Source organism: Pseudomonas sp. NY15374 (genome assembly GCF_048068255.1).
Taxonomy (GTDB): domain Bacteria; phylum Pseudomonadota; class Gammaproteobacteria; order Pseudomonadales; family Pseudomonadaceae; genus Aquipseudomonas; species Aquipseudomonas machongensis.
Genome location: NZ_JBLUPZ010000003.1, coordinates 289,813 through 311,556 on the forward strand (window position 1 = coordinate 289,813; position 21,744 = coordinate 311,556).

The 21,744-nt window shown below is 64.2% G+C and carries 24 protein-coding genes; 11 read left to right on the top strand and 13 right to left on the bottom strand.

What is annotated here, in order from left to right; translation table 11 throughout:
- Window positions 1–199 precede the first annotated feature (199 nt).
- On the top strand, window positions 200–865 hold the full coding sequence (locus tag ACNFHO_RS09225; protein WP_416766038.1) for an FKBP-type peptidyl-prolyl cis-trans isomerase: 666 nt from the start codon (window positions 200–202) through the stop codon (window positions 863–865).
- A 9-nt stretch (window positions 866–874) separates the two neighbouring features.
- On the opposite strand, the gene ACNFHO_RS09230 is transcribed toward ACNFHO_RS09225, so the two are convergent.
- From ACNFHO_RS09230 to ACNFHO_RS09260, 7 genes are all read right to left on the bottom strand, one after another.
- Window positions 875–1,345, bottom strand: coding sequence for an Rsd/AlgQ family anti-sigma factor (locus ACNFHO_RS09230; protein ID WP_063542142.1), 471 nt, complete (start codon window positions 1,343–1,345; stop codon window positions 875–877).
- A 221-nt stretch (window positions 1,346–1,566) separates the two neighbouring features.
- Entirely contained in the window at window positions 1,567–2,067 is a 501-nt protein-coding gene (locus ACNFHO_RS09235; RefSeq protein ID WP_153772498.1) for a disulfide bond formation protein B, read from the bottom strand.
- 267 nt (window positions 2,068–2,334) lie between these two features.
- On the bottom strand, window positions 2,335–3,576 hold the full coding sequence (locus ACNFHO_RS09240; RefSeq protein ID WP_416766040.1) for a heme biosynthesis HemY N-terminal domain-containing protein: 1,242 nt from the start codon (window positions 3,574–3,576) through the stop codon (window positions 2,335–2,337).
- Window positions 3,573–4,673 (bottom strand): uroporphyrinogen-III C-methyltransferase, encoded by a 1,101-nt coding sequence (locus tag ACNFHO_RS09245; RefSeq protein ID WP_416766042.1) that lies wholly within the window; start codon window positions 4,671–4,673, stop codon window positions 3,573–3,575. The genes ACNFHO_RS09240 and ACNFHO_RS09245 overlap by 4 nt, the downstream gene beginning before the upstream one ends.
- A gap of 46 nt (window positions 4,674–4,719) precedes the next feature.
- Complete coding sequence (locus ACNFHO_RS09250; RefSeq protein WP_063542134.1) at window positions 4,720–5,487, bottom strand: uroporphyrinogen-III synthase; 768 nt, start codon at window positions 5,485–5,487, stop codon at window positions 4,720–4,722.
- Complete coding sequence (gene hemC / locus ACNFHO_RS09255; protein ID WP_112897100.1) at window positions 5,484–6,425, bottom strand: hydroxymethylbilane synthase; 942 nt, start codon at window positions 6,423–6,425, stop codon at window positions 5,484–5,486. The genes ACNFHO_RS09250 and hemC overlap by 4 nt, the downstream gene beginning before the upstream one ends.
- Window positions 6,426–6,540: 115 nt before the next feature.
- A complete protein-coding gene (locus ACNFHO_RS09260; RefSeq protein ID WP_054891613.1) occupies window positions 6,541–7,281 on the bottom strand; it encodes a LytR/AlgR family response regulator transcription factor in 741 nt (246 codons plus the stop codon).
- A 310-nt stretch (window positions 7,282–7,591) separates the two neighbouring features.
- On the opposite strand from ACNFHO_RS09260, the gene argH reads away from it, so the two are divergent.
- Window positions 7,592–8,986, top strand: coding sequence for an argininosuccinate lyase (gene argH, locus ACNFHO_RS09265; RefSeq protein ID WP_063542128.1), 1,395 nt, complete (start codon window positions 7,592–7,594; stop codon window positions 8,984–8,986).
- A 117-nt stretch (window positions 8,987–9,103) separates the two neighbouring features.
- Here the strand turns inward: argH and ACNFHO_RS09270 are convergent, their stop codons facing one another.
- A complete protein-coding gene (locus ACNFHO_RS09270) occupies window positions 9,104–9,763 on the bottom strand; it encodes a glutathione S-transferase (RefSeq protein ID WP_054891611.1) in 660 nt (219 codons plus the stop codon).
- Window positions 9,764–9,909: 146 nt separating this feature from the next.
- On the opposite strand from ACNFHO_RS09270, the gene ACNFHO_RS09275 reads away from it, so the two are divergent.
- The 3 genes from ACNFHO_RS09275 (at window position 9,910) to ACNFHO_RS09285 (ending at window position 13,593) form a co-directional block, all read left to right on the top strand.
- On the top strand, window positions 9,910–10,215 hold the full coding sequence (locus tag ACNFHO_RS09275; RefSeq protein WP_054891610.1) for a hypothetical protein: 306 nt from the start codon (window positions 9,910–9,912) through the stop codon (window positions 10,213–10,215).
- Between the two features lie 47 nt (window positions 10,216–10,262).
- A complete protein-coding gene (locus ACNFHO_RS09280) occupies window positions 10,263–10,508 on the top strand; it encodes a TIGR02647 family protein (RefSeq protein ID WP_054891609.1) in 246 nt (81 codons plus the stop codon).
- A 226-nt stretch (window positions 10,509–10,734) separates the two neighbouring features.
- Window positions 10,735–13,593 carry a class I adenylate cyclase gene (locus ACNFHO_RS09285; RefSeq protein ID WP_416766046.1) on the top strand — a complete coding sequence of 953 codons (2,859 nt, stop codon included), beginning with the start codon at window positions 10,735–10,737 and terminating at the stop codon, window positions 13,591–13,593.
- A 10-nt stretch (window positions 13,594–13,603) separates the two neighbouring features.
- Here ACNFHO_RS09285 and rnk read toward each other — a convergent pair whose 3' ends face one another.
- The 3 genes from rnk to cyaY form a co-directional block, all read right to left on the bottom strand.
- Complete coding sequence (gene rnk, locus ACNFHO_RS09290) at window positions 13,604–14,014, bottom strand: nucleoside diphosphate kinase regulator (RefSeq protein WP_054891607.1); 411 nt, start codon at window positions 14,012–14,014, stop codon at window positions 13,604–13,606.
- 131 nt (window positions 14,015–14,145) lie between these two features.
- Window positions 14,146–14,367, bottom strand: coding sequence for a DUF1289 domain-containing protein (locus tag ACNFHO_RS09295; RefSeq protein WP_054891606.1), 222 nt, complete (start codon window positions 14,365–14,367; stop codon window positions 14,146–14,148).
- Window position 14,368: 1 nt separating this feature from the next.
- Window positions 14,369–14,701 carry an iron donor protein CyaY gene (cyaY, locus tag ACNFHO_RS09300; RefSeq protein ID WP_054891605.1) on the bottom strand — a complete coding sequence of 111 codons (333 nt, stop codon included), beginning with the start codon at window positions 14,699–14,701 and terminating at the stop codon, window positions 14,369–14,371.
- A 211-nt stretch (window positions 14,702–14,912) separates the two neighbouring features.
- Between cyaY and lptM the strand changes: the two genes are divergently transcribed.
- The 6 genes from lptM to ACNFHO_RS09330 are packed head-to-tail and all read left to right on the top strand — an operon-like array spanning window position 14,913 to window position 19,523.
- Window positions 14,913–15,116, top strand: a complete 204-nt coding sequence (lptM, locus tag ACNFHO_RS09305) for an LPS translocon maturation chaperone LptM (protein ID WP_054891604.1) — start codon at window positions 14,913–14,915, stop codon at window positions 15,114–15,116.
- Between the two features lie 9 nt (window positions 15,117–15,125).
- Window positions 15,126–16,373: a diaminopimelate decarboxylase gene (gene lysA / locus ACNFHO_RS09310; protein WP_063542122.1), complete on the top strand. Its 1,248-nt coding sequence runs from the start codon at window positions 15,126–15,128 to the stop codon at window positions 16,371–16,373.
- Between the two features lie 4 nt (window positions 16,374–16,377).
- Window positions 16,378–17,208: a diaminopimelate epimerase gene (dapF, locus tag ACNFHO_RS09315; RefSeq protein WP_112897096.1), complete on the top strand. Its 831-nt coding sequence runs from the start codon at window positions 16,378–16,380 to the stop codon at window positions 17,206–17,208.
- Between the two features lie 13 nt (window positions 17,209–17,221).
- A complete protein-coding gene (locus tag ACNFHO_RS09320) occupies window positions 17,222–17,932 on the top strand; it encodes a DUF484 family protein (RefSeq protein WP_416766050.1) in 711 nt (236 codons plus the stop codon).
- Window positions 17,932–18,831 (top strand): tyrosine recombinase XerC, encoded by a 900-nt coding sequence (gene xerC / locus ACNFHO_RS09325; RefSeq protein ID WP_063542116.1) that lies wholly within the window; start codon window positions 17,932–17,934, stop codon window positions 18,829–18,831. The genes ACNFHO_RS09320 and xerC overlap by 1 nt, the downstream gene beginning before the upstream one ends.
- Entirely contained in the window at window positions 18,828–19,523 is a 696-nt protein-coding gene (locus tag ACNFHO_RS09330) for an HAD family hydrolase (protein WP_054891599.1), read from the top strand. The genes xerC and ACNFHO_RS09330 overlap by 4 nt, the downstream gene beginning before the upstream one ends.
- Before the next feature lie 91 nt (window positions 19,524–19,614).
- Here the strand turns inward: ACNFHO_RS09330 and sutA are convergent, their stop codons facing one another.
- Both sutA and ACNFHO_RS09340 read right to left on the bottom strand, forming a co-directional pair.
- Window positions 19,615–19,944, bottom strand: coding sequence for a transcriptional regulator SutA (gene sutA / locus ACNFHO_RS09335; protein WP_054891598.1), 330 nt, complete (start codon window positions 19,942–19,944; stop codon window positions 19,615–19,617).
- Window positions 19,945–20,382: 438 nt separating this feature from the next.
- The gene (locus ACNFHO_RS09340) at window positions 20,383–21,717 is read right to left on the bottom strand and encodes an ammonium transporter (protein ID WP_054891597.1); all 1,335 of its coding nucleotides are present in this window, start codon (window positions 21,715–21,717) and stop codon (window positions 20,383–20,385) included.
- Window positions 21,718–21,744 lie beyond the last annotated feature (27 nt).

Below are 21,744 nucleotides of genomic sequence, written 5' to 3' on the forward strand. Positions count from 1 at the left end.
CGGCTCATACTATGCTTCTGCTGCTACCGCCGCTAGGGCATGTTGACAGTATTGTTTGCGCCGCGTTGCATGCCTGGGCAAAGTTGTTATCTTGCAGCTCGGTGCAAGTGTAGTAGTCGATTAAATGATTGCTGACATTTACACATTGGCCGACAACAAAGGCTGGCATACTTCGCCTTCATCGCCGCAGGAGTTGCCCGTGCCTCGTTATCTGATTCTCGGCTTGAGCCTGTTGGCAGCCTCTGCCCTGGCCGCCCCTCAAACGCCCCCCGCCAATGACCAGGACCTGGCCTACAGCCTGGGCGCAAGCCTTGGAGAACGCCTGCGCCAGGAGATGCCCGACCTGCAGCTCGATGCGCTGGTCGAGGGTCTGCGCCAGGCCTACCAAGGCCAGCCGCCGCGCATCGACAAGACGCGCATGCAGGCGATCCTCCAACAGCATGACGAGCAGGCGAACGCTGCCGCACAGCAGGCGCAGGTCGACAAGCTGCTGGTCGCAGAGAAACGCTTCATAGCCAACGAGCGCGCCCGCAGCGGCGTGCACGAACTGCCCGAGGGTGTGCTCTACAGCGAGCTGGCCAGCGGCAGCGGCGCGCAACCCAAGGCGGGTGGGAAAGTGCAGGTTCGGTATGTCGGCAAGCTGCCGGACGGCTCGGTGTTCGACCAGAGCCAGCAACCGCAGTGGTTCAGCCTGGGCTCGGTGATCGAAGGATGGCAGGTGGCATTGCCACACATGAAGGCAGGCGCCAAGTGGCGACTGGTGATTCCGTCGGCGCAGGCTTATGGCGCCGATGGGGCGGGCGACCTGATCGCGCCCTATACCCCGCTGGTGTTCGAAATCGAACTGCTGGCAGTTGGCGACTGAGACAGGCCGTCAGGCCTGTACCGCATCCTCTTCCTTGTGCGCGTTGTGCAGCACTTCGATCAGGCAGTCTTCGAGCTCGAAGCGTTCGTGCAACAGGCTGCCCAGCTTGCCGAGCTTATCGGCGAAACGCTCGGTATCCGTGCACTCGCCTTTCTCGCAATGGTCATTGAAAGCCAGAGCGATCTGGGTGATGTCATTGATCCGGGGGTTGATTTCCTCGGCCAGCTTGAGCGCCTGCTCGTCGCCGAAAGCCTTGGCTTCAGTGACCAACTGCTCGCTGACCTCGAAATGCCAGGCCGACACGTAGTCGACCAGGACCGCGCAGAAGTCGCGGTTCTTGTCCTTGTCGGCGAAGGCTGGCTTGGCATCGCGCAGTGCGCGGAAGGCCTGCACCAGTTCATGACGCTCCTTCAGCCAACGGTCGATCAGCTTGTGAACCCCGCCCCATCGTTCCTGGGCGTTCTGGCAACTATCGAGCATGGCAGTCTCATCCCTAGCTGGGCAGATGCCGCTGCACCTCGCGTCACAACTACGCGACACAAAGGTGACATCCGCAGAGCGGCATCGAACCGTATGTTTTCAATGTGCGTGCACGGGAGATTATTCCCGCGCGTGCTGACCATCAAGGTACGCAGTGGACTAAGTTCATACAAGCGTTTGATGCCCAGGCACGGGACCATTGGTCGCGCAATTGCGCTGGGTCAACTGCCGCCAGGGTTGCGGAAACGATACGCCAGCAGGTAGTACAAGGGCAGCGCCGTCAGCAGCAGGAAGGCCATCAGGCTCCATTCGGGGAGCGTGAGGTCGAGGAAGCTCCAGCTGATCGAAACACATTCGGAGCCGCCGATCAGCAGACGCTCCAACGCCTCTGGCCAGGAGCGCTGGAGTGTATGCGCGAAAGGTTCGGGGGTAACCGCAAGCCACTCACCTTGCAGCCACACCTGTCGTGACGCCAAGGCGACACCGGCACAGGAAAAACCACCTGCCAGCCACGCATAGACACGCATGCCGGCTGCGCCCGGGGCATGCAGCATGGCGCACAGGCAGACCAGGGCGTAGAGCCCCAGCAACAGGCGCTGGGTCAGGCACAGGGGGCACGGAACCAGGCCGAGCCAGTTCTCAAGCAAACTCGCCCCGCTCAAGGTGGCGAGCGAGGCGAAGAAGGCTGCAAAGAACAAGGAGCGCGAGCGAGCCAGCGACATGAGTGATGGAAATCCCGGAAGAGCAGTAGGGGCTTGAAACGGTAGAGGAAAGAGGATCACTGTTTCAAGTTACTACAGCTGGGACAAGTCGCTGATTCAAAGGGAAAGTTTACGGATCTTGGTAGGAGATATCCGAAGCTTCGCCACTGGGCAGATACCGTCCTACCACTGCCACGGGAAATAGCCCATTGAATGTGCCCGATCGCAACACAAGGCAGCAGGTGCTGCCTTGTGTTGCGATCGGGCTACGCAATGGCCCAGGCGAGCTCAGGAAGCGTGCACACCCTCAGGCAACGGCAAGGCCAGCAAGCGCTCGTCCAGTAGGCCAAGGCCCTCCTGGAACAGCTGGTTGCTGCGCTCGGTCTCGCCCAACCCAGCCAACAACCGCGCAAGCTCGGCGCAGGTTTCCGGGTTGCGCTCCATGCGCAGGCTGCTTTCGAGGTAGTCGCGCGCCTTGCCCCATAGGCGGTTCTGCAGGCTCAGGCGACCCAGGGTAAGCAGCAAGCTGGGGTCTTGGGGATGATCCTTGAGCCAGCCTTCGGCCGTCTGCAACTGGCGCGCCGGGTCGTCGCCGCGTACCAGGCCATAAAGGCGCGCCAGGTGGCTTTCGAACTGACGCTTCAGCGCAGTACGCAGCACCTGCTCGGCTTCACCCTGGGCGTCGACCTGGCGCAGTTGCTCGGCATAGGCCAGCACCAGTTGCGGCTCCTGGCGCTGGGCCGAGGTGAGCTGTTGCCAGGCGCGCTCCAGCGACTGGCGGGCGGCTTGAGAGTCCTCGCCCCGGGTTACGGCCAGCGTCAGGTTCTGGCCCCAGGCACGCTGCTCCAGCTCGGCCAGCTCGTTGCCCGGCAGTACCTTGCCCTTGCGCAGGTCCGGCAGCAGGCGGATCAACGCCGGCCAGTCACCGCGCTCGCGGTGCAACCGCTGGAGCAAACGCAGCACCTGGGCGTTGTGCGGATGCCGTGCCTGCATCGCCAGCAGGGTTTCCAAGGCACCGTCACTGTCGCCGCGGTCCATCTGCAGCTGCGCATGGGTCAGGGCGATACCCAGCTCCGCCTGGGGCTGACGCTCCAAGGCGCGCTCGAGCAGGTTGTCGCTGTCTTCGGTGCGCCCCTGCTCGTTGGCCGCGCGGGCGGCGCCGAGATAGTACAGCAAGGGTTGACGCTCGGCTTCGGCGGCGCGGTGCAGGTGGCGCTGAGCGCTGGCCCAACGACCTTCGGCGAGGTCCAGTTGGCCCTGCTCGATGGCGATACGCACACGTCGGCTGCGATTGCGTCGCGACCAAGGGTTGACCACCCCGCTGGAGGCCAGCACCAGGCCGACCAGGTAACGCAGCAACAGCAGCGCCAGCACCAGCACCACCAGTGCCGCGAGCGCCGCCCACAGCCCTGACTGGTAACGGAAGCCGCCATAGGCGATCAGAACATAGCCACTGTGCTTGGCGATGGCGACGCCCAAGGCCGCGGCGATGACGATCGCCACCACCGCCAGCAGGTAGACACGCTTCATGGCTTGCCCCCTTCGCCTTCGGCCGGCAGATGGCGCCGCTGGATATAGGCCTGCACAGCGGCGAGGCTTTCGCTCAGGTCAGGCACGACCACCGAGACGGGCTGCTCGGCCAGTGCGTTGAGGCTGTCGAGCATGGCCTTGCTTTGCGGGTTGTCCGGGTTGAAGTTGGCCAATAGCACGCTGCGCGCATCGTCCAGCGCCTGGCTGTAGACCTTGGCCTGGCCATTGAGCGCCGCCCACTGGGCCTGCTCGATGGTGAGGCTCAACGCGAGACGCAGCTGGTTGAGCGATTGCCCGGCCAGCAACGGGCGTACGTTCTGGTCAGCGTCGAAATCGATCTGGAAGTACTTGGAAATCTCTGCCCACCACCGGGACAGGCGGCTTGCACCATCGCCGTCGGCGGTCAGCGCACCAAGGGCATCGGCATCGCTGTTGAATTCAGGCGACTGGGCACTCAGTTGCTGTACCTGCTCGCGCTGGGCGGCGAGCTTGAGGAACAATCCGGTACGGTCGGGTTGCTCGGTGCTGTTGAGCGTCGCCAGGCTGCGCGCCAGTTGCTCGCGCGCCGCGAAGGCGCCCGGGTCGCTCTGCTCGCGCAGGATCTCGTCGGCACCTTCGACCAACGCCTTGGCACTGGCGATATCCTGCAGCGCCGACAGGCGCAGGGTGGCCAGGCGCAACAGATGCTCGGCCTCGGCCAGACGCCACTCCTTGCGGCTTTCGCCAAGCACGGTTTCCAGGCGCTGGCTGAGCCTTTGCTGGTCACTCTGCAACTGTGCCACCAGGCGGCGGCGGTCTTCGAGTTCGCTGGCTGCGGGCAAGGTCGCGAGTTGCGAGCCGAATTGCTGCTGGCGTTGTTGCAGCGCTTCGGCGCGCTGGTTCAGCGCCTCGATATGCTCGCCCTGCCCCTGCTCGCTGCCTTGCAGTTGGCGCACCTGCCATGCGCCCCAACCACCGACGGCCACACCGGCGGCGCCGATCAACAGCGCCAGCAGGGCCAGGCCATTGCCGGCGCGCTTGGCCGGCTGCTCGACGGGAGTCTGCGGCGCATCGATCGCCGAAGGTTGTTCGTTGTTGGACAAGACAGTCTCGCTCACGTATCCATCCTTTGCATGGGGGCGTCGTCGCAATCCGCTCGACGCCTTAGGAGGCAGGTGCAGCGCTGCGCTGCACGGCTGCCAGCAAGGCCGCGGCGCTCGCGCCACGGCAATCCACAACCTGTTGGGCGCCTGCCGCCCTGGCCTGTTCGGCCACGCGCGGGCTTGGCACGAACAGCGCAAGCCCCGCCAGACGCGGCCAATCCGCACCGGCCAGCTGGAGCAGGTGTTCGAAACCCTGCCCACTGCTGACCACCAGCCCGTTCAGGCGTTCCGCTTGGATCCGGCGCATCAGGCTGCCTGGGGGATAATCCGGCAGGCGACGTTCATACAGTTCCAGATAATCGACACTAGCACCTTGCTCACCAAGACGCTCGGCCAGCCATTCACGACCACCGACACCACGGACAATCAGGACGCGTGCTGTAGGAACTGCGACAGCCTCTCGCAGGACAGATAGACCGAGCAAGGCCTCGCTGTCATCACCCGCTGTAGGGAACGTCACCTGCAGATCGGCAGCCTGGAGAATGCGTGCCGTCGCCTCACCCACAGTGAACCAGCCCTGGAGCGGCGCCGCGATGCCCTCGTCGGCAAGCCGCTCGAGCAGCAGGCGCGCCGCAGGCTTGCTCACCACGATGATCGCCTGGTACTGGCCGATGTCGGCCAGTCGCGCCTGGGCCGTTTGATCCAGGGTCAGCGGGTCGATCGCCAGCAAGGGCAAGCGGCTGCTGGCGATTCCGACAGCAGCCAGGCTCTGCGCCAAAGCCGCGCACTCCTCTTCGGGGCGGGTCAGCAGCAGGCGCCAGCCGCTCACGGATGGCCGGCCTCGCCGTAGACTTCCTTGAGGATCGCCTCGGCGCCCTGCCCCAGCAGGTCTTCGGCCACCTGCACGCCCAGGGTTTCGGCGTCGGCACGCGGGGCGCGGGCATCTGCCATCAGTAACGTCCCGCCACTGGGCTGGCCGACCAGGCCACGCAGCCACAATTGATCGCCTTCAAGCACGGCATAGCAGGCGATCGGTACCTGGCAGCCACCGTTGAGGTGCTTGTTCATCGCCCGCTCGGCCTTCACACGGTCAGCGGTATCGGGGTGGTTGAGCGGCGCCAGCAAGGCGTGGATCTCACTGTCGGCGCTGCGACACTCGATACCGACAGCACCCTGGCCACCGGCCGGCAGGCTGTCATCGACACTGATGCTGGAGGTGATGCGGTCTTCGAAGCCCAGGCGGATCAAGCCTGCGGCAGCCAGGATGATGGCGTCGTACTCACCGGCGTCGAGCTTGGCCAGGCGGGTATTGACGTTGCCGCGCAGAAAGCGGATTTCCAGATCAGGGCGGCGCGCCAGCAACTGGGCCTGGCGGCGCAGGCTGGAGGTGCCGACGACGCTGCCGGCCGGTAGCGCCTCAAGGCTGTCGAACGTGTTGGAAACGAAGGCGTCGCGCGGGTCTTCGCGCTCGCAGATGCAGTACAGCCCCAGGCCCTCGGGGAAGTCCATGGGCACATCCTTCATCGAATGCACGGCGATATCGGCTTCGTTGTCGAGCAGGGCGGTTTCCAGTTCCTTGACGAACAGGCCCTTGCCGCCGATTTTCGCCAGGGGCGAGTCGAGCAGCTTGTCGCCGCGGCTGACCATCGGCACCAGGGTCACGACCAGGCCCGGATGGGCCTGCTCAAGGCGAGCTTTGACATAGTCGGCCTGCCACAGGGCCAGGGCACTTTTACGGGTAGCAATGCGGATTTCGCGAGTGGACATGTAACGCCCCGAAGCAGAGAAATGCCGCCGATGATAACAGCTCCGCCAGCCTCGCTAGCAGATCCAGGTCATCACCTGGCCCGCCATCCCTGGCAGCGGCCGGCATTCACCTCGGTCAGAGCGTCTGCATCATCTTGCGCACACCGGCCACATGCCGGCGGCTGACAGTCAGGGCATCGCCGTCGAGGCCTTTGAGAAACAGCTGGAAATGCCCCAGCGGTGTGCGCTGCAGGCGCTCGATACGCTCGCGGGCCACCAGGGCGTTGCGATGGATACGCACGAAGCGCTCGCCGAATTCGTCTTCCAGCGATTTCAGCGGCTCGTCCAGCAGCACTTCGCCAGACTCGTGGCGCAAGGTCACGTACTTGTGGTCGGCAATGAAGTAGATCACCTGGGGCAGGGGAATCAGCTCGATACCCTTGCGCGTTCGCGCACTGATATGACTGCGCGGGCCGCCTCCGCTTTCGGTGGACGGGCGGGTCAGGGCGGCGAGCTGGGTGCGGTTGGGTTTTTCCGCCTTGCGCAGGGCATCGCGCAGGGCCTGGGGCTGGGTCGTGCGACCTACATGGCTGAGGGCGCTCTGGCTGAATGCCTCCTGCTCGTCGTCATCGAGGCAGAACACCAGCGCCGGTGGCGCCTCGCGTTCGCACAGACGCGCCGCCACCTGCAGTCCATCGAGGCCCGGCATGCGGGTGTCCAGCAGGACGACATCGGGTTTGAGGCTATCGATCAGCGCCAGGGCCTCCTCGCCATTGGTGGCACTGGGCTCAAGCACCGTATAGCCCTCGAGCTCACCAAGCAGTCGGCTCAGGCGCTCGCGGGCCTGGGGTTCATCATCAACGATCAGGACATTCATAATTGCGCTGGATTCCTGAGTGAGTCTCGCAGTGGGTACAAGCGTAGACAGGAGTCGGTGACCGTTGTAACGGTCACGCTACAGACCCATGCGAAGGCCAAAGATTCACTGGTCTGGCAGAATCGCTGCCAGTCCTCTGTCCAACTGTAGACGGTCCGTGGAACACTGCCGTTCAATCGTTGAATATCCTGTGGCGCCCGCCACCCGGCGTAGACCGGCAATTTTCTCGCGACCGGCGCCCTGCTTAGCGAAGCCCAACCCTGCTATGATCGGCGCCACTTTTTCATTCACGCCTTCTATGAGTGGATCCATGAGCACCGACAAGACCAACCAGTCCTGGGGCGGCCGCTTCAGTGAGCCCGTCGACGCCTTCGTCGCCCGTTTCACCGCCTCGGTCGATTTCGACAAGCGCCTGTACCGTCACGACATCATGGGTTCGATCGCCCACGCCACCATGCTGGCGCAGGTCGGCGTACTCTCCGACGCCGAGCGCGACACCATCATTGATGGCCTGCAAACCATCCAGGGTGAAATCGAAGCGGGTCAGTTCGACTGGCGTGTCGACCTCGAAGACGTGCACATGAACATCGAGGCGCGCCTGACCGACCGCATTGGTATCACTGGCAAGAAACTGCACACCGGCCGTAGCCGCAACGACCAGGTCGCCACCGACATCCGCCTGTGGCTGCGTGACGAGATCGACCTGATCCTGGACGAGATCACCCGCCTGCAACAGGGTCTGCTGGAGCAGGCCGAGCGCGAAGCCGAAACCGTCATGCCCGGCTTCACCCACCTGCAGACCGCCCAGCCGGTGACCTTCGGCCACCATCTGCTGGCCTGGTTCGAAATGCTCAGCCGCGACTACGAGCGCCTGGTCGACTGCCGCAAGCGCGCCAACCGCATGCCGCTGGGCAGCGCGGCGCTGGCCGGCACCACCTACCCGATCGACCGTGAGCTGACCTGCAAGCTGCTGGGCTTCGAAGCCGTGGCCGGCAACTCGCTGGACGGCGTCTCGGACCGTGACTTCGCCATCGAATTCTGTGCGGCCGCCAGCGTGGCGATGATGCACCTGTCGCGCTTCTCCGAAGAGCTGGTGCTGTGGACCAGTGCGCAGTTCCAGTTCATCGACCTGCCTGATCGCTTCTGCACCGGTAGCTCGATCATGCCGCAGAAGAAGAACCCGGACGTCCCGGAGTTGGTGCGTGGCAAGACCGGCCGCGTGTTCGGCGCCCTGACCGGCCTGCTCACGCTGATGAAAGGCCAGCCGCTGGCCTACAACAAGGATAACCAGGAAGACAAGGAACCGCTGTTCGACGCCGCCGACACCCTGCGCGACTCGCTGCGTGCCTTTGCCGACATGATCCCGGCGATCAAGCCCAAGCACGCAATCATGCGTGAAGCGGCGCTGCGTGGTTTCTCCACCGCCACCGACCTTGCCGACTACCTGGTTCGCCGCGGCCTGCCATTCCGCGACTGCCACGAGATTGTCGGGCACGCCGTGAAGTACGGCGTCGACACCGGCAAGGACCTGGCCGAGATGAGCCTGGACGAACTGCGTCAGTTCAGCGATCAGATCGAGCAGGATGTGTTTGCCGTACTCACCCTGGAAGGCTCGGTGAACGCGCGCAACCACATCGGCGGCACCGCGCCGGCACAAGTGCGTGCAGCGGTGGCGCGCGGCAAGGCGCTGCTGGCTTCCCGCTAAGCGCGTACCGAGGGCCGCGCCCTCGAATCACCACACAAGGCCGCTGCCACAGGACACCTCGAACCCTGTGGAAGCGGCCTTGTGCCGTGATGGGCCGCACAGCGGCCCTTCTTCCCATCACCGCTTGTTCTGCACCATCTCCATGAACCTTGGCATCGCCGCCTCCTTGTCCGCCACGATCCGCGCCATGTGCGGATGCTCGCGCAGCTTCCCCAACAGCGCCGCTGCCTGTGGGAAGTCCGCCAGGAAATCGATCCCCAGCACCTTCTTGCCCACCGCACACGCCAGGTCGACCGAGAAGCAGAACATCAGGTCAGCCAGGGTCAGCTTTTCGCCAGCGACATAAGGCGCGAACTTGCCGTTGCGCTTGAGCGTGGCAAAACCTGCCAGCAGCTCGCTGCGCGCACGCTCCTTGATCAGCGGCTCCACCGCCGTACCGAAGAACGCTTCGGCGTAGCAGGTACGTGCAGGCAGTTCGATGTACAGCTCGATCTCCTTGAGCAGCTCACGCACCTTGGCCTGCCCGAATGCATCACTGGGCAGCAGCGGATGCTCGGGGTGGGTCTGCTCGATGTAATCGAGGATCACGTTTGTCTCACTGAGAAAGCCGTGTTCGGTTCCCAGCACCGGAACCTTGCCACGTGGGCTGATGGCCAGCACCTCGGGCGTCTGCCCGGAAACGAACGGCACTTCCTCGAAGGGCACGCCTTTTTCCAGCAGGGCCAGCTTGACCATGTTGTAGTAGTTGCTGACCGCGAATCCGTAGAGCTTGAGCATGAACGACAGCCTCCAGGCCGTAAGGGGTTGGCCTGGCTGTTATAGCCGCCTGGCCACCCCCTGACCAGCATCATGGCGCGCGTCGATGACCGGGCATTGCCGACACAGGCATGGCACACTGTCGCTTTCATCACAGGAGTAGCGCCATGAGCGAACCCACCGACATCGAAAACGACGACGAAGAATTCGCCGAGGCGACGCTGACCCAGGCCATCGAGAACCAGATCGAGAGCGGCAATCCGCCTGCGGCCAAGGCCACCTTCAACAAGCTGACCCTGGTCGGCTACGAACGCGAAGACATCCTCAACCTCATGGCCCACGTGCTGGCCATCGAGATCGACGCGCTGCTCACCGAGGACCGCGCATTCGATACCGAGTGGTACGAAAATGCCCTGCGTGCCCTGCCCGAATTGCCACCTGAGGCAAATCAAGGCGACGACGACGAAGCCTGACTACACTCCTGACTTCCATCCTCGTCTGAGAAGTCAGGAGTCGCCCCATGTCCTTTACCCCCGAATTGGTCGCCGAACTGGAAGTCCTTGCGCTGTTCAACCTCGACAGCAGCCAGGAAGGGATCAAGATTCACGCCAATGCCTCGCCAGCCCTGGTCGCTGCGGCCAAACGCCTGCATGACAAGCAACTGACCGATCAGCCAGACGGCGGTTACCTGACCAGCCTGGGACACGATGCGGTGGAGAGCGTGCAGTTGCTGTTGAATGTTCTGAAGACCCCACAGCCTGCATAACTGCACCGGCCTCATCGCGGGACAAGCCCGCTCCCACAGGTGCAGCACCGTTTTCAAGGGTCTGGTTGGATCTGTGGGAGCGGGCTTGTCCCGCGATGAGGCCCGTAAAGACACCGCACTTTCTTGGGCGCTGGAAAAATGGCGTCAAAATGCCACTCACCCTCTTATCCGACCTCGCCACTCAGGCTAAACTCGCCGGTGCTCCCCCGGCCTGTCTGAGTGCGTCATGAACCACCCCCATGAAATTCGCCCCGATCTGCACGACGGTATCGACCGCAAGGTGCTGTCGACCCTGCGCGGGCGTTTTCTCCAGCTGAACCAGGGGCGCCTCGAGCGGGCCATGGAAGGACTGTCCAGCCGCCAGCAGCAGGTACTGACGCTGCTGCCGCTGTTCTTCCACGTCAATCATCCGCTGCTGCCGGGCTATGTGTCGGGCAGCACGCCAGCGGGCGTCTCGGGCTTCGAGCCGGACGCCGATCTGTTGGCCGAGGCCCAGCGCCTGACCCGCTCCTTCACCTACAAGGCCCGCCACGGCAACCCGCCACGGCCGATTCACGGCCTGTTCCTCATGGGCAGCCTCGGCACCCTGGCCCAGGCCGAGCAGAGCGACATGGACCTGTGGGTCTGTCATGCGCCGGGGATTGGCGAGGGCGCCCTGGCCGAGCTGCGGCGCAAATGCCAGCTGCTCGAGGCCTGGGCCGCTACCCAAGGCGCCGAGGCGCATTTCTTCCTGATCGAGCCCCAGGGCTTTGTCCAGGGCGAACGCGACAGCCAGCTCAGCTCGGACGATTGCGGCACCACCCAGCACTACCTGCTGCTCGACGAGTTCTATCGCACGGCAATCTGGCTGGCCGGGCGCACGCCGCTGTGGTGGCTGGTGCCGGTCTACGAAGAGCACAACTACCAGGCCTACACCCAGACGCTGCTGTCCAAGCGCTTCATTCGCGCCCAAGACGACCTCGACCTGGGCCACCTCGCGCACATCCCCCCCGGTGAGTTCGTCGGCGCCGGACTGTGGCAACTGTTCAAGGGCATCGACTCGCCCTACAAATCGCTGCTCAAGCTGCTGCTGACCGAGGTCTACGCCAGCGAGCACCCCGAAGTGCGCTGCCTGAGCCTGGACTACAAACGTGCGGTGTTTGCCAACCGCCTGGACCTCGACGAGCTGGACCCTTATGTCATGGTCTACCGCCGGATCGAGCAGTACCTGCAGCGCCGCGGCGAGCACGCGCGCCTGGAGCTGGTGCGACGCAGCCTCTACCTGAAGGTCAACAAGAAGCTCAGCGCCCTGGCCCGCACACGCAGCACCGGCTGGCAGCGCCAGCTCCTGGAGCGCCTGACCGAGGAGTGGGGCTGGGACGAGCGCCAACTGGCCCTGCTCGACAGCCGCAGCCAGTGGAAGGTCCGCCAGGTGGCGGTCGAGCGTCGTGAGCTGGTGTCCGAGCTGAACTACAGCTACCGCTTCCTCAGCCAGTTCGCCCGCGACCAGAACGCCAGCAGCCGCGCTGATCAACGCGACCTCAACGTGTTGGGTCGCCGCTTGTACGCAGCCTTCGAGCGCCGCGCCGGCAAGATCGAGGTCATCAACCCGGGCATAGCCCCGGACGTCGCAGAAGACACGCTCACCCTCGTCCAGTCGCCCAACCGCAAGGAGCCGGGCACCCACCACTGGGGCCTGTACAACGGCAACCTGGGCGTGCACGAGTGGGAACATTTCAGCCCGATCAAACGCTGCCGCGAACTGCTCGAACTGCTGACCTGGGCGCACCGCAACGGCGTCATCGACAGCAGCACCCGCCTGGCTCTGCACCCTGGTGTCAGCGACCTGAGCGAATTCGAGCTGTTCAACCTGCTCGGCAGTCTGCAGCAGACCATCGCGCTACCGCTGGAAACCGTCAGCGAAATCCGCCTGCTGCAACCAAGCGTGGCCGACGAAATCCTGCTGCTGGTCAACGTTGGCATCGACCCGCTGCGTCATCACCGCGACCTGAACATCCTGATGACCACCGAGCGCACCGACTCGCTGAGCTATGCCGGGGTGCGCGAAAACCTGGTGCTGACCTTCGACCAGATCACCCTGAACAGCTGGAACGAAGTGCTGGTGCAGCGCTACGACGGCGAGCACGCGCTGATGCGCTGCTTGCGTGATTTTCTAAACAGTCAAGGCCCACGCACGCAGCGTCCGCGGTTACGGGTGCGCTGTTTCTGCCACAACCGCGCGCAAGCGATCGCCCAACGCGTCGAGGACATCTTCGAGACCGTGCAGTCGCTGCTGGATCAGGGCCTGAACCACCGCTACCTGCTGCAGGTGGCGCAGCACACCCATGTGCTGGACCTGGTGCCCGGCCAGGTCAGCCTGACCACCCTGGACGACCAGGATGCCGTGCTCGCCCACCTCGGCGAGGAGCGCAGCCAGTACAGCCCGCTGTACCTCGACGCCAACGCCCTGCAGGACCACGACCTGCCGCTGGTGCTGGAGCAGGGCCAGCCGGGTTGCATCCAGGTGTTCTATCGCCTGCACGAAGGCTGGGCCGAACTCTACGTACTCGACGAGTACAACGCACTCTGGCAGCAGCGGCTGCCACTGCAGGACGAAAGCCACCTGCTGCTGCCCCTGCAACGCTTTCTGCAGTCGGTCGTGGTACGCCGCGATGCCCAACTGCCGCTCGACAGCCTGCAACAGGCCGCGCTGGACATGCTCTACTACCAGCTACTGCCCAACGGCCCAGGCAAATGCCGTGCCCTTGAGCCTCGGCAAGCGCCACAGGTCGCGGGCGGCCAGCCGTACTACGAAGTGCAGGCGATTCTCCAGGCAGGCGCGGGGGATGACGTGCATGTCACGCTGTATTGCGACCAGCAGGAGTTTTCCCAGCTCGATCACGGCGACCAGCTGTATGCCGTGGTCGCCCGGCAGATTCTCCGCCAGCGCCGCAGCGCCGGGAACTACCGCTGCTACATCACCGACCTGGATCTGTCCGAACTGCTTGAGGACGAACAGGGCTCGACGGTGCTGTTCCTGCGCTACAAGCGCGAACTGGAGCAGTCGCTCAATGATGGGCTGGAGCAGCTACAGGCTGGTTTGTAGGTGATGCCGTTCAGAGGTCGAAATCACCCGCCGCTTCAGGCTGGTATTCCACCTCGAGCAGCTTGAGCTTCAGCGTCTTGCCACCCGGCGCCGGCCAGTCGATCTGGTCGCCCACCGACAACCCCAGCAGCGCACAGCCGATCGGCGCCAGGATCGAGACGTTGCCTTCCACGCCAGCATCCTTCGGGTAGACCAGGGTCAGGTGATAATCCTTGCCGGTGGCTTCCTCGCGGCAGTGCACGCGCGAGTTCATGGTCACCACGCCCGCCGGGACCTCCTCGTGGCCGACCACCTGTTCGGCGCGGTCCAGCTCGTCCTGCAGGGCGAGCACACCCGGCGTGCTTTCGTCGAGGCTGTCGAGCAGACGCTCAAGACGCTGCACGTCCAGTCGGGTGAGGATGAGGGAAGGCTTGGTGCTCATGGTCCAGTCAGACTCCTTTCAACGAAGTATTTCAAGCTGTAGATAAAGCAAAACCCCGCCCAAGGGCGGGGTTTGAGAATGCTTCTGGCGCGGCCAGTACCGGATTGACACTACCACAGCCGGGCAAATACTCAAGCCTGTGGCGTCGAAGCCCTCAGCGCGTCGGCCTCGCGGCAGATCTGCCGCCGCCGTTCGTCATCGGCCGAACGCCATTCACGGATATGCTCCACATGCCGCATGCATCCGGTGCAGACCCGACGCTCGTCGAGTCGGCAGACGCTGATGCACGGCGAAGGCACGGCCGGACTGACGTTGCTGTAGAGCGGCTTGGGCGGCCGCGGTTGCTCGCTCATCTCAAATCTCGTCGAAGTCCAGCTTCTCGCCGACTCGCTCCCAGACGATGCGCTCGAGCATCTCACCGAGCAGTTCTTCGCTCTTCTCGCAGACCCACTTGCCGCTCTCTTCGTCATAGTCGAAGTGGAAACCGCCCGAGCGGTCGGCCAGCCACAGCTGACGCAGCGGCTCCTGGCGGCTGAAGATCAGTTGGCTGCCGTTGTCGAACTTGATCGTCAGGACACCGGCGGAGTTTTCCATGTCCAGGTCCAGGTCGGTCTCATCGAACAGATCCTCCAGGGCCTGTTGGGTCGCGTCGACCAGGTCGTGGAAACGCGCTTCGCTCAAACTCATTGCAGGAACCTCGAAAATGGCTGCACACACGCAAGCCGGGCACGATACGACCGCTGGGCGCTGATTGCAAAGACTAGCGACCGGCAGCACCGAGCCCAACCCTCACAACGAGCAAGCCTGGCCCGCCCGACGGACCGGCCCTTGCATAGGCAATCCGCCGGTCGCTCGGTATACTCGGGCGCAATACTGCTTATTTCAAAGGATTTCACCCATGAAGCGCCTGATTTCCTCCATTGCGGCGCTGGTCGCTGTAGCCTGCCTCGTTTCGGCCTGCGGTCAGAAAGGCCCCCTGTACCTGCCTGAAGACGGCAAGGACGGCAAGAGCGCACGCAAGTCGTCGCACCAGCACGCGCAGCCGGCCAAGGCCGCCCCGCAAGACGAAGAATCGCTGCCCGAGCAGTCGCCAGAGCAGTAAGGAAATCCAATGGACGCATTCAACTACCGCGACGGTGAACTGTTCGCGGAAGGCGTGGCCCTGTCGGCCATCGCCGAACGTTTCGGCACCCCCACCTACGTCTACTCGCGCGCCCACATCGAGGCCCAGTACCGTAGCTACACCGACGCCCTGCAAGGGGTCGAGCACCTGGTGTGCTTCGCGGTCAAGGCCAACTCCAACCTCGGCGTGCTGAACCTGCTTGCACGCCTTGGCGCGGGCTTCGACATCGTTTCCGGTGGCGAACTGGAGCGTGTGCTGGCCGCCGGCGGCCGGGCCGACCGCGTGGTGTTCTCCGGCGTCGGCAAGACCCGTGAAGACATGCGCCGCGCGCTGGAAGTCGGCGTGCACTGCTTCAACGTCGAATCCACCGACGAACTCGAGCGCCTGCAAGTGGTAGCCGCCGAGATGGGCAAGGTCGCCCCGGTCTCGCTGCGGGTCAATCCGGACGTCGATGCCGGCACCCATCCGTACATCTCCACCGGCCTCAAAGAGAACAAGTTCGGCGTCGCCATCGCCGATGCCGAAGCCATCTACGTGCGCGCCGCACAGTTGCCCAACCTGGACGTGGTCGGTGTCGACTGCCACATCGGCTCGCAGCTGACCACCGTCGACCCGTTCCTTGACGCCCTCGACCGCCTGCTCGACCTGGTCGACCGCCTTGCCGACTGCGGTATTCACCTGCGTCACCTCGACCTGGGCGGCGGCGTCGGCGTGCGCTATCGCGACGAACAACCACCGCTGGTGGCCGACTACATCAAGGCCATCCGTGAACGCGTCGGCGCACGCGACCTGGCCCTGGTGTTCGAGCCGGGCCGCTACATCGTCGCCAACGGCGGCGTGCTGCTGACCCGCGTCGAATACCTCAAGCACACCGAGCACAAGGACTTCGCCATCATCGATGCGGCGATGAACGACCTGATCCGTCCGGCGCTGTACCAGGCCTGGATGGGCGTCAGCGCGGTCAAGCCACGCGAAGGCGAAGGCCGTGCCTACGATCTGGTCGGCCCGATCTGCGAAACCGGTGACTTCCTCGCCAAGGATCGCCAGCTGAACCTGGCCGAAGGCGATCTGCTGGCCGTGCACTCCGCGGGCGCCTATGGTTTCGTCATGAGCTCGAACTACAACACCCGTGGCCGTTGCGCCGAAATCCTGGTCGATGGCGACCAGGCCTTCGAAGTCCGCCGCCGCGAGACCATTGCCGAACTGTTCGCCGGCGAAAGCCTGCTGCCGGAGTGAACCCATGCTGCTGCGTTTCACCAAGATGCACGGGCTGGGCAACGACTTCATGGTCCTGGACCTGGTCAGCCAGCACGCGCACATCCAGCCCAAGCATGCCAAGCAGTGGGGTGATCGCCACACCGGCATCGGCTTCGACCAGCTGCTGATCGTCGAGGCACCGAGCAATCCGGAAGTGGATTTCCGCTACCGGATCTTCAATGCCGATGGCTCCGAAGTCGAACAGTGCGGCAACGGCGCGCGCTGCTTTGCCCGTTTCGTGCTGGACAAGCGCCTGACCGCCAAGAAACGTATCCGCGTCGAAACCAAAGGCGGTGTCATCGAGCTTGATGTGCAGAACGACGGCCAGGTCTGTGTCGACATGGGCCCGCCGCGCTTCATCCCGGCCGATATCCCCTTCGTTGCCGACCAGCAGGCGCTGAGCTATCCACTGGAAGTCGATGGCCAGGTTCACTCGATCGCCGCCGTGTCCATGGGCAACCCGCATTCGGTGCTGCGCGTCGATGACGTGCGCAGTGCCCCCGTGCATGAGCTGGGCCCCAAGATCGAGCACCACCCGCGCTTCCCGCAGCGGGTCAACGCCGGCTTCATCCAGGTCGTCGACCGCCACCGTGCCAACCTGCGGGTCTGGGAGCGCGGTGCCGGCGAAACACAGGCCTGCGGTACCGGCGCCTGCGCCGCCGCCGTGGCAGCCATCGCCCAGGGCTGGATGGACTCTCCCGTGTCCATCGACCTGCCGGGCGGGCGCCTGAGCATCGAATGGGCTGGCCCCGGCAAACCGGTATTGATGACCGGCCCAGCCGTACGCGTCTACGAAGGACAGGTTCGTCTCTAAGCGAGTATCCGCCATGACCGATCAGCCACAGGTTGTACCCGAGCAAGCCGCCGACCTCGACGCCGAGGCGGTGGTCGCCTACCTGCGTGCCCACCCAACCTTCTTCTCCGAACATGACGAACTGCTCATCGAGCAGCGCATCCCCCACCAGCGCGGCGACAGCGTGTCGCTGGTGGAACGTCAGCTCAAGCTGCTGCGTGACCGCAACATCGAGATGCGCCATCGCCTGTCGCAATTGATGGATGTGGCCCGCGACAACGACCGACTGTTCGACAAGACCCGCCGCCTCATCCTCGACCTGCTCGACGCCAGCAGCCTGGAGGAAGTGGTGATGGCGGTCGAAGACAGCTTGCGCCAGGAGTTCCAGGTGCCCTTCGTGAGCCTGATCCTGTTCGGTGAAAACGCCGCGCCGGTCGGCCGCTGGGTCAGCGGTGCCGAGGCGCAACAAGCCATCGGTGGCCTGCTGGGCAGTGGCAAGACGGTCAGCGGCAACCTGCGCGAGCATGAGCTGGCATTCCTGTTCGGCGAAGACCAGCGCAAGGACGTCGGCTCAAGTGCCGTCGCCTCGCTGGAGCATCAGGGCCTGCACGGCGTGCTGGCCATTGGCAGCCGCGACCCGCAGCACTACAAGAGCAGCGTCGGCACCCTGTTCCTCACCTACATCGCCGAAGTCCTCGGTCGCGTGGTTCCGCGCTTCACCCAGACGCTGCGCTCGGTACGCTGATGGAACGCCAGCTGGAAGCTTATTGCGCGCACCTGCGCAACGAGCGCCAAGTGTCCGAGCACACCCAGCTGGCCTACCGCCGCGACCTGGAGAAAGTGGTCGAATTCTGCAACACCCAGGGCATCGCCAGCTGGCAGGCCCTGCAGATCCAGCAACTGCGCCAGTTGATCGCACGCCTGCACCACCACGGCCAGTCATCGCGCAGCCTGGCGCGCCTGCTCTCGGCGGTGCGCGGCCTGTATCGCTACCTCAACCGTGAGGGGCTGTGCCAGCACGATCCGGCCAACGGCCTGACCCCGCCCAAGGGTGAGCGTCGCCTGCCCAAGACCCTCGACACCGACCGCGCCCTGCAACTGCTCGACGGCGGCGTCGACGACGACTTCATCGCCCGTCGCGACCAGGCCATTCTCGAACTGTTCTACTCCTCGGGCCTGCGCCTGTCGGAACTGACCAACCTCGACCTCGAACAACTGGACCTGGCCGGCGGCCTGGTCCAGGTGCAGGGCAAGGGTGGCAAGGCCCGCGTCCTGCCGGTCGGGCGCAAGGCGCGCGAGGCGCTGCAGGCGTGGCTGAAACTGCGCGGGATCAGCGCGCCACGCGACGGTGCGATGTTCGTCACCCGCCAAGGCAAGCGCCTGGGACCACGGGCCATCCAGTTGCGGGTCAAGGTCGCCGGAGAACGCGAACTGGGCCAGCACCTGCACCCGCACATGCTCCGCCACTCCTTCGCCAGCCACCTGCTCGAATCGTCCCAGGACCTGCGCGCGGTACAGGAGATGCTCGGTCACGCCGACATCAGCACCACGCAGATCTACACCCACCTGGACTTCCAGCACCTGGCCGCCGTCTACGACAGCGCCCATCCCCGAGCCAAACGCAGCAAAGGCAGCGACTCATGAGTATCAAGCTGATCACCTTCGACCTGGACGACACCCTGTGGGACACCGCACCGGTGATCACCAGTGCCGAAACCGTCCTGCGCGACTGGCTTGCCGCCAATGCCCCAACCCTGGGCGGTGTGCCGGTCGAGCACCTGTATGCCATCCGCGAACGCCTGGTGCAGGCCGAACCGGGCCTCAAGCACCGCATCAGCGCCCTGCGCCGTCGCGTGCTGTTCCACGCACTGTCCGAGGTTGGCTACAGCGAGCAACACGCCCAGACGCTCGCCAATGAAGCCTTCGAGGTGTTCCTGCATGCCCGGCATCAGGTCGAGGTGTTTCCCGAAGTGCAGCCGGTGCTGGAAATCCTGCGCCATCACTATGTGCTGGGCGTCGTGACCAACGGCAATGCCGATGTGCGGCGGCTGGGGATTTCGGACTACTTCCGCTTCGCCCTGTGCGCCGAGGACCTGGGGATCGGCAAGCCCGACCCTGCGCCCTTCCGCGAAGCCCTCAAGCGCGGTGAAGTGGAGGCCAGTGCCGCAGTGCATGTCGGCGATCATCCGGGTGACGACATCGCCGGGGCCCAACGCGCCGGCTTACGCGCAGTCTGGTTCAACCCCCAGGGCAAGGCCTGGGCCGGCGAGCAGGCGCCCGATGCCGAGATCCAGCGCCTTTCGCAGTTGCCCGAGGTGCTGGCACGCTGGCGCTGACGGCCCTATCGCAGGGCAAGCCCGCAAGAACAGCCAAATTCCACCCACAAAAAAGCCCGCAGCGACCGCGGGCTTTTTTGTATCCAGCCACTCAGATAGGGCGGCTGCCGTACTTGTTGTCCGGCTTCTTGGGCGGATCGGCGACCACGTTGGCCTCGACTTCCTGGACCTTGCCACCGCGTGCCAGGAACTCTTCCATGGCGCGCGCCAGCGCGTCGCGTTCCTTCTGCTTGGCTTCCATGCTCGGCATCTCGTCTACCGAGACTGCCGCCTTGGACTTGCCTTTGGCGGCAGGTGCAGGGCTGCTGTCGTCGTCGCCGGCGTCTTCCGCGCCGTCGTCGGATGCCGCTTCAAGGGCCTCATCACCCTCGTCTTCGTCGCCTACTTCGAGGTCATCATTTTCCAGATCGTCGTCGCTCATGTTCTACCTCATGACTTGCGAAAAGCAGGTTAGTTATAGACCAGTGATGCCGTAGACCGGCAGCCACCAGTGAAAATTCAACTGGCCGTGGGTTGGCCACTGCCTTGGATGTACGGCCCCTGGTGAGGGCGTTTCACCCAGCAGATCCCAGCTCCTGGCGGGATCTGACGAAATCCTTGAGCCACCGCTGCTGGCCTTGCGCTATTGGCAAGCCTAGCAAAGCGTGGCGAAGTGTGTAGAAGGCACTGCAAACACCCTTCCGGCGCGCATTCTAGCGCGCCGGGAGAAAAAACAAAGCACCATCAATGCCCGCTTTTCTGTAAGTTTTATGCCTGCGTCACGAACGTGCCGGATAAACCGTTTGCCTATCGGCGAAACGGTAAAAATCAGGCAAAAAAATGCCCGGACAAGCCGGGCAAGTTTTTTACTGCAGGGCGGTTACAGGTTGTAGCCGCGCTCGTTGTGCTGAGCCAGGTCGAGGCCGACCGACTCTTCTTCTTCGTTGACCCGCAGGCCCATTACCACGTCCAGCACCTTGAGGATCACGTAGGTGACGATGGCGGTGTAGGCCACGGTGAAGATCACGCCCTTGGCCTGGACCCAGACCTGCGCACCGATATCGGTGACCGCGCCGAAGCCGCCCAGGGCCGGTGCTGCGAACACACCGGTGAGAATCGCGCCGACGATACCGCCGATACCATGCACACCGAAGGCATCCAGCGAGTCGTCGTAACCCAGCTTGCGCTTGAGGCTGGTGGCGCAGAAGTAGCAGATCACACCCGACGCCAGGCCGATTACCAAGGCGCCCATCGGGCCGACAGTGCCGGCAGCCGGAGTGATGGCGACCAGGCCGGCGACCACACCCGAAGCGATGCCCAGGGCACTAGGTTTGCCGTGGCCGATCCACTCGGCGAACATCCAGCCCAGCGCGGCGGCGGCGGTGGCGATCTGGGTCACCAGCATGGCCATGCCGGCAGTGCCGTTGGCCGCTGCAGCGGAACCTGCGTTGAAGCCGAACCAGCCGATCCACAGCATGGCAGCGCCGACCAGGGTGTAGCCGAGGTTGTGCGGAGCCATCGGCGTGGTCGGGTAGCCTTTGCGCTTGCCCAGTACCAGGCACGCCACCAGGCCTGCGATACCGGCGTTGATGTGCACCACGGTGCCGCCCGCGAAGTCCAGTACGCCCCAGTCCCACATCAGTGCGCCGTCACCGCTCCAGACCATGTGCGCGATCGGCGCATAGACCAGGGTGAACCACACGCCCATGAACACCAGCATGGCGGAGAACTTCATGCGTTCGGCAAAGGCACCGACGATCAGTGCCGGGGTGATGATGGCGAAGGTCATCTGGAAGGTGATGAACACTGCCTCAGGGAACAGTGCGGTGGCCGAGGTCAGGCCAGACGGCGTCACACCGGCGAGGAAGGCTTTGGAGAAGCCGCCGATGAACGAGTTGAAGTTGAGCACGCCCTTTTCCATACCGGTGGTATCGAAGGCGATGCTGTAGCCGTAGATGACCCACAGGATGCTGATCAGACCGGTGATGGCAAAGCACTGCATCATCACCGACAGCAGGTTCTTGGAGCGCACCATGCCACCGTAGAACAGGGCCAGGCCCGGGATGGTCATGAACAGTACCAGCGCCGTGGCCGTGAGCATCCAGGCGGTGTCGCCGGAGTTCAGTACCGGGGCGGCTGCTTCCTCTGCCAGGGCCAGGCCAGGCATTACGAGGGACAATAGGGCTCCTAGCCCTGCGATCTTGCGCAGAGTCATTTGTTTTCTCCTGGGGCGTTTGGGTTT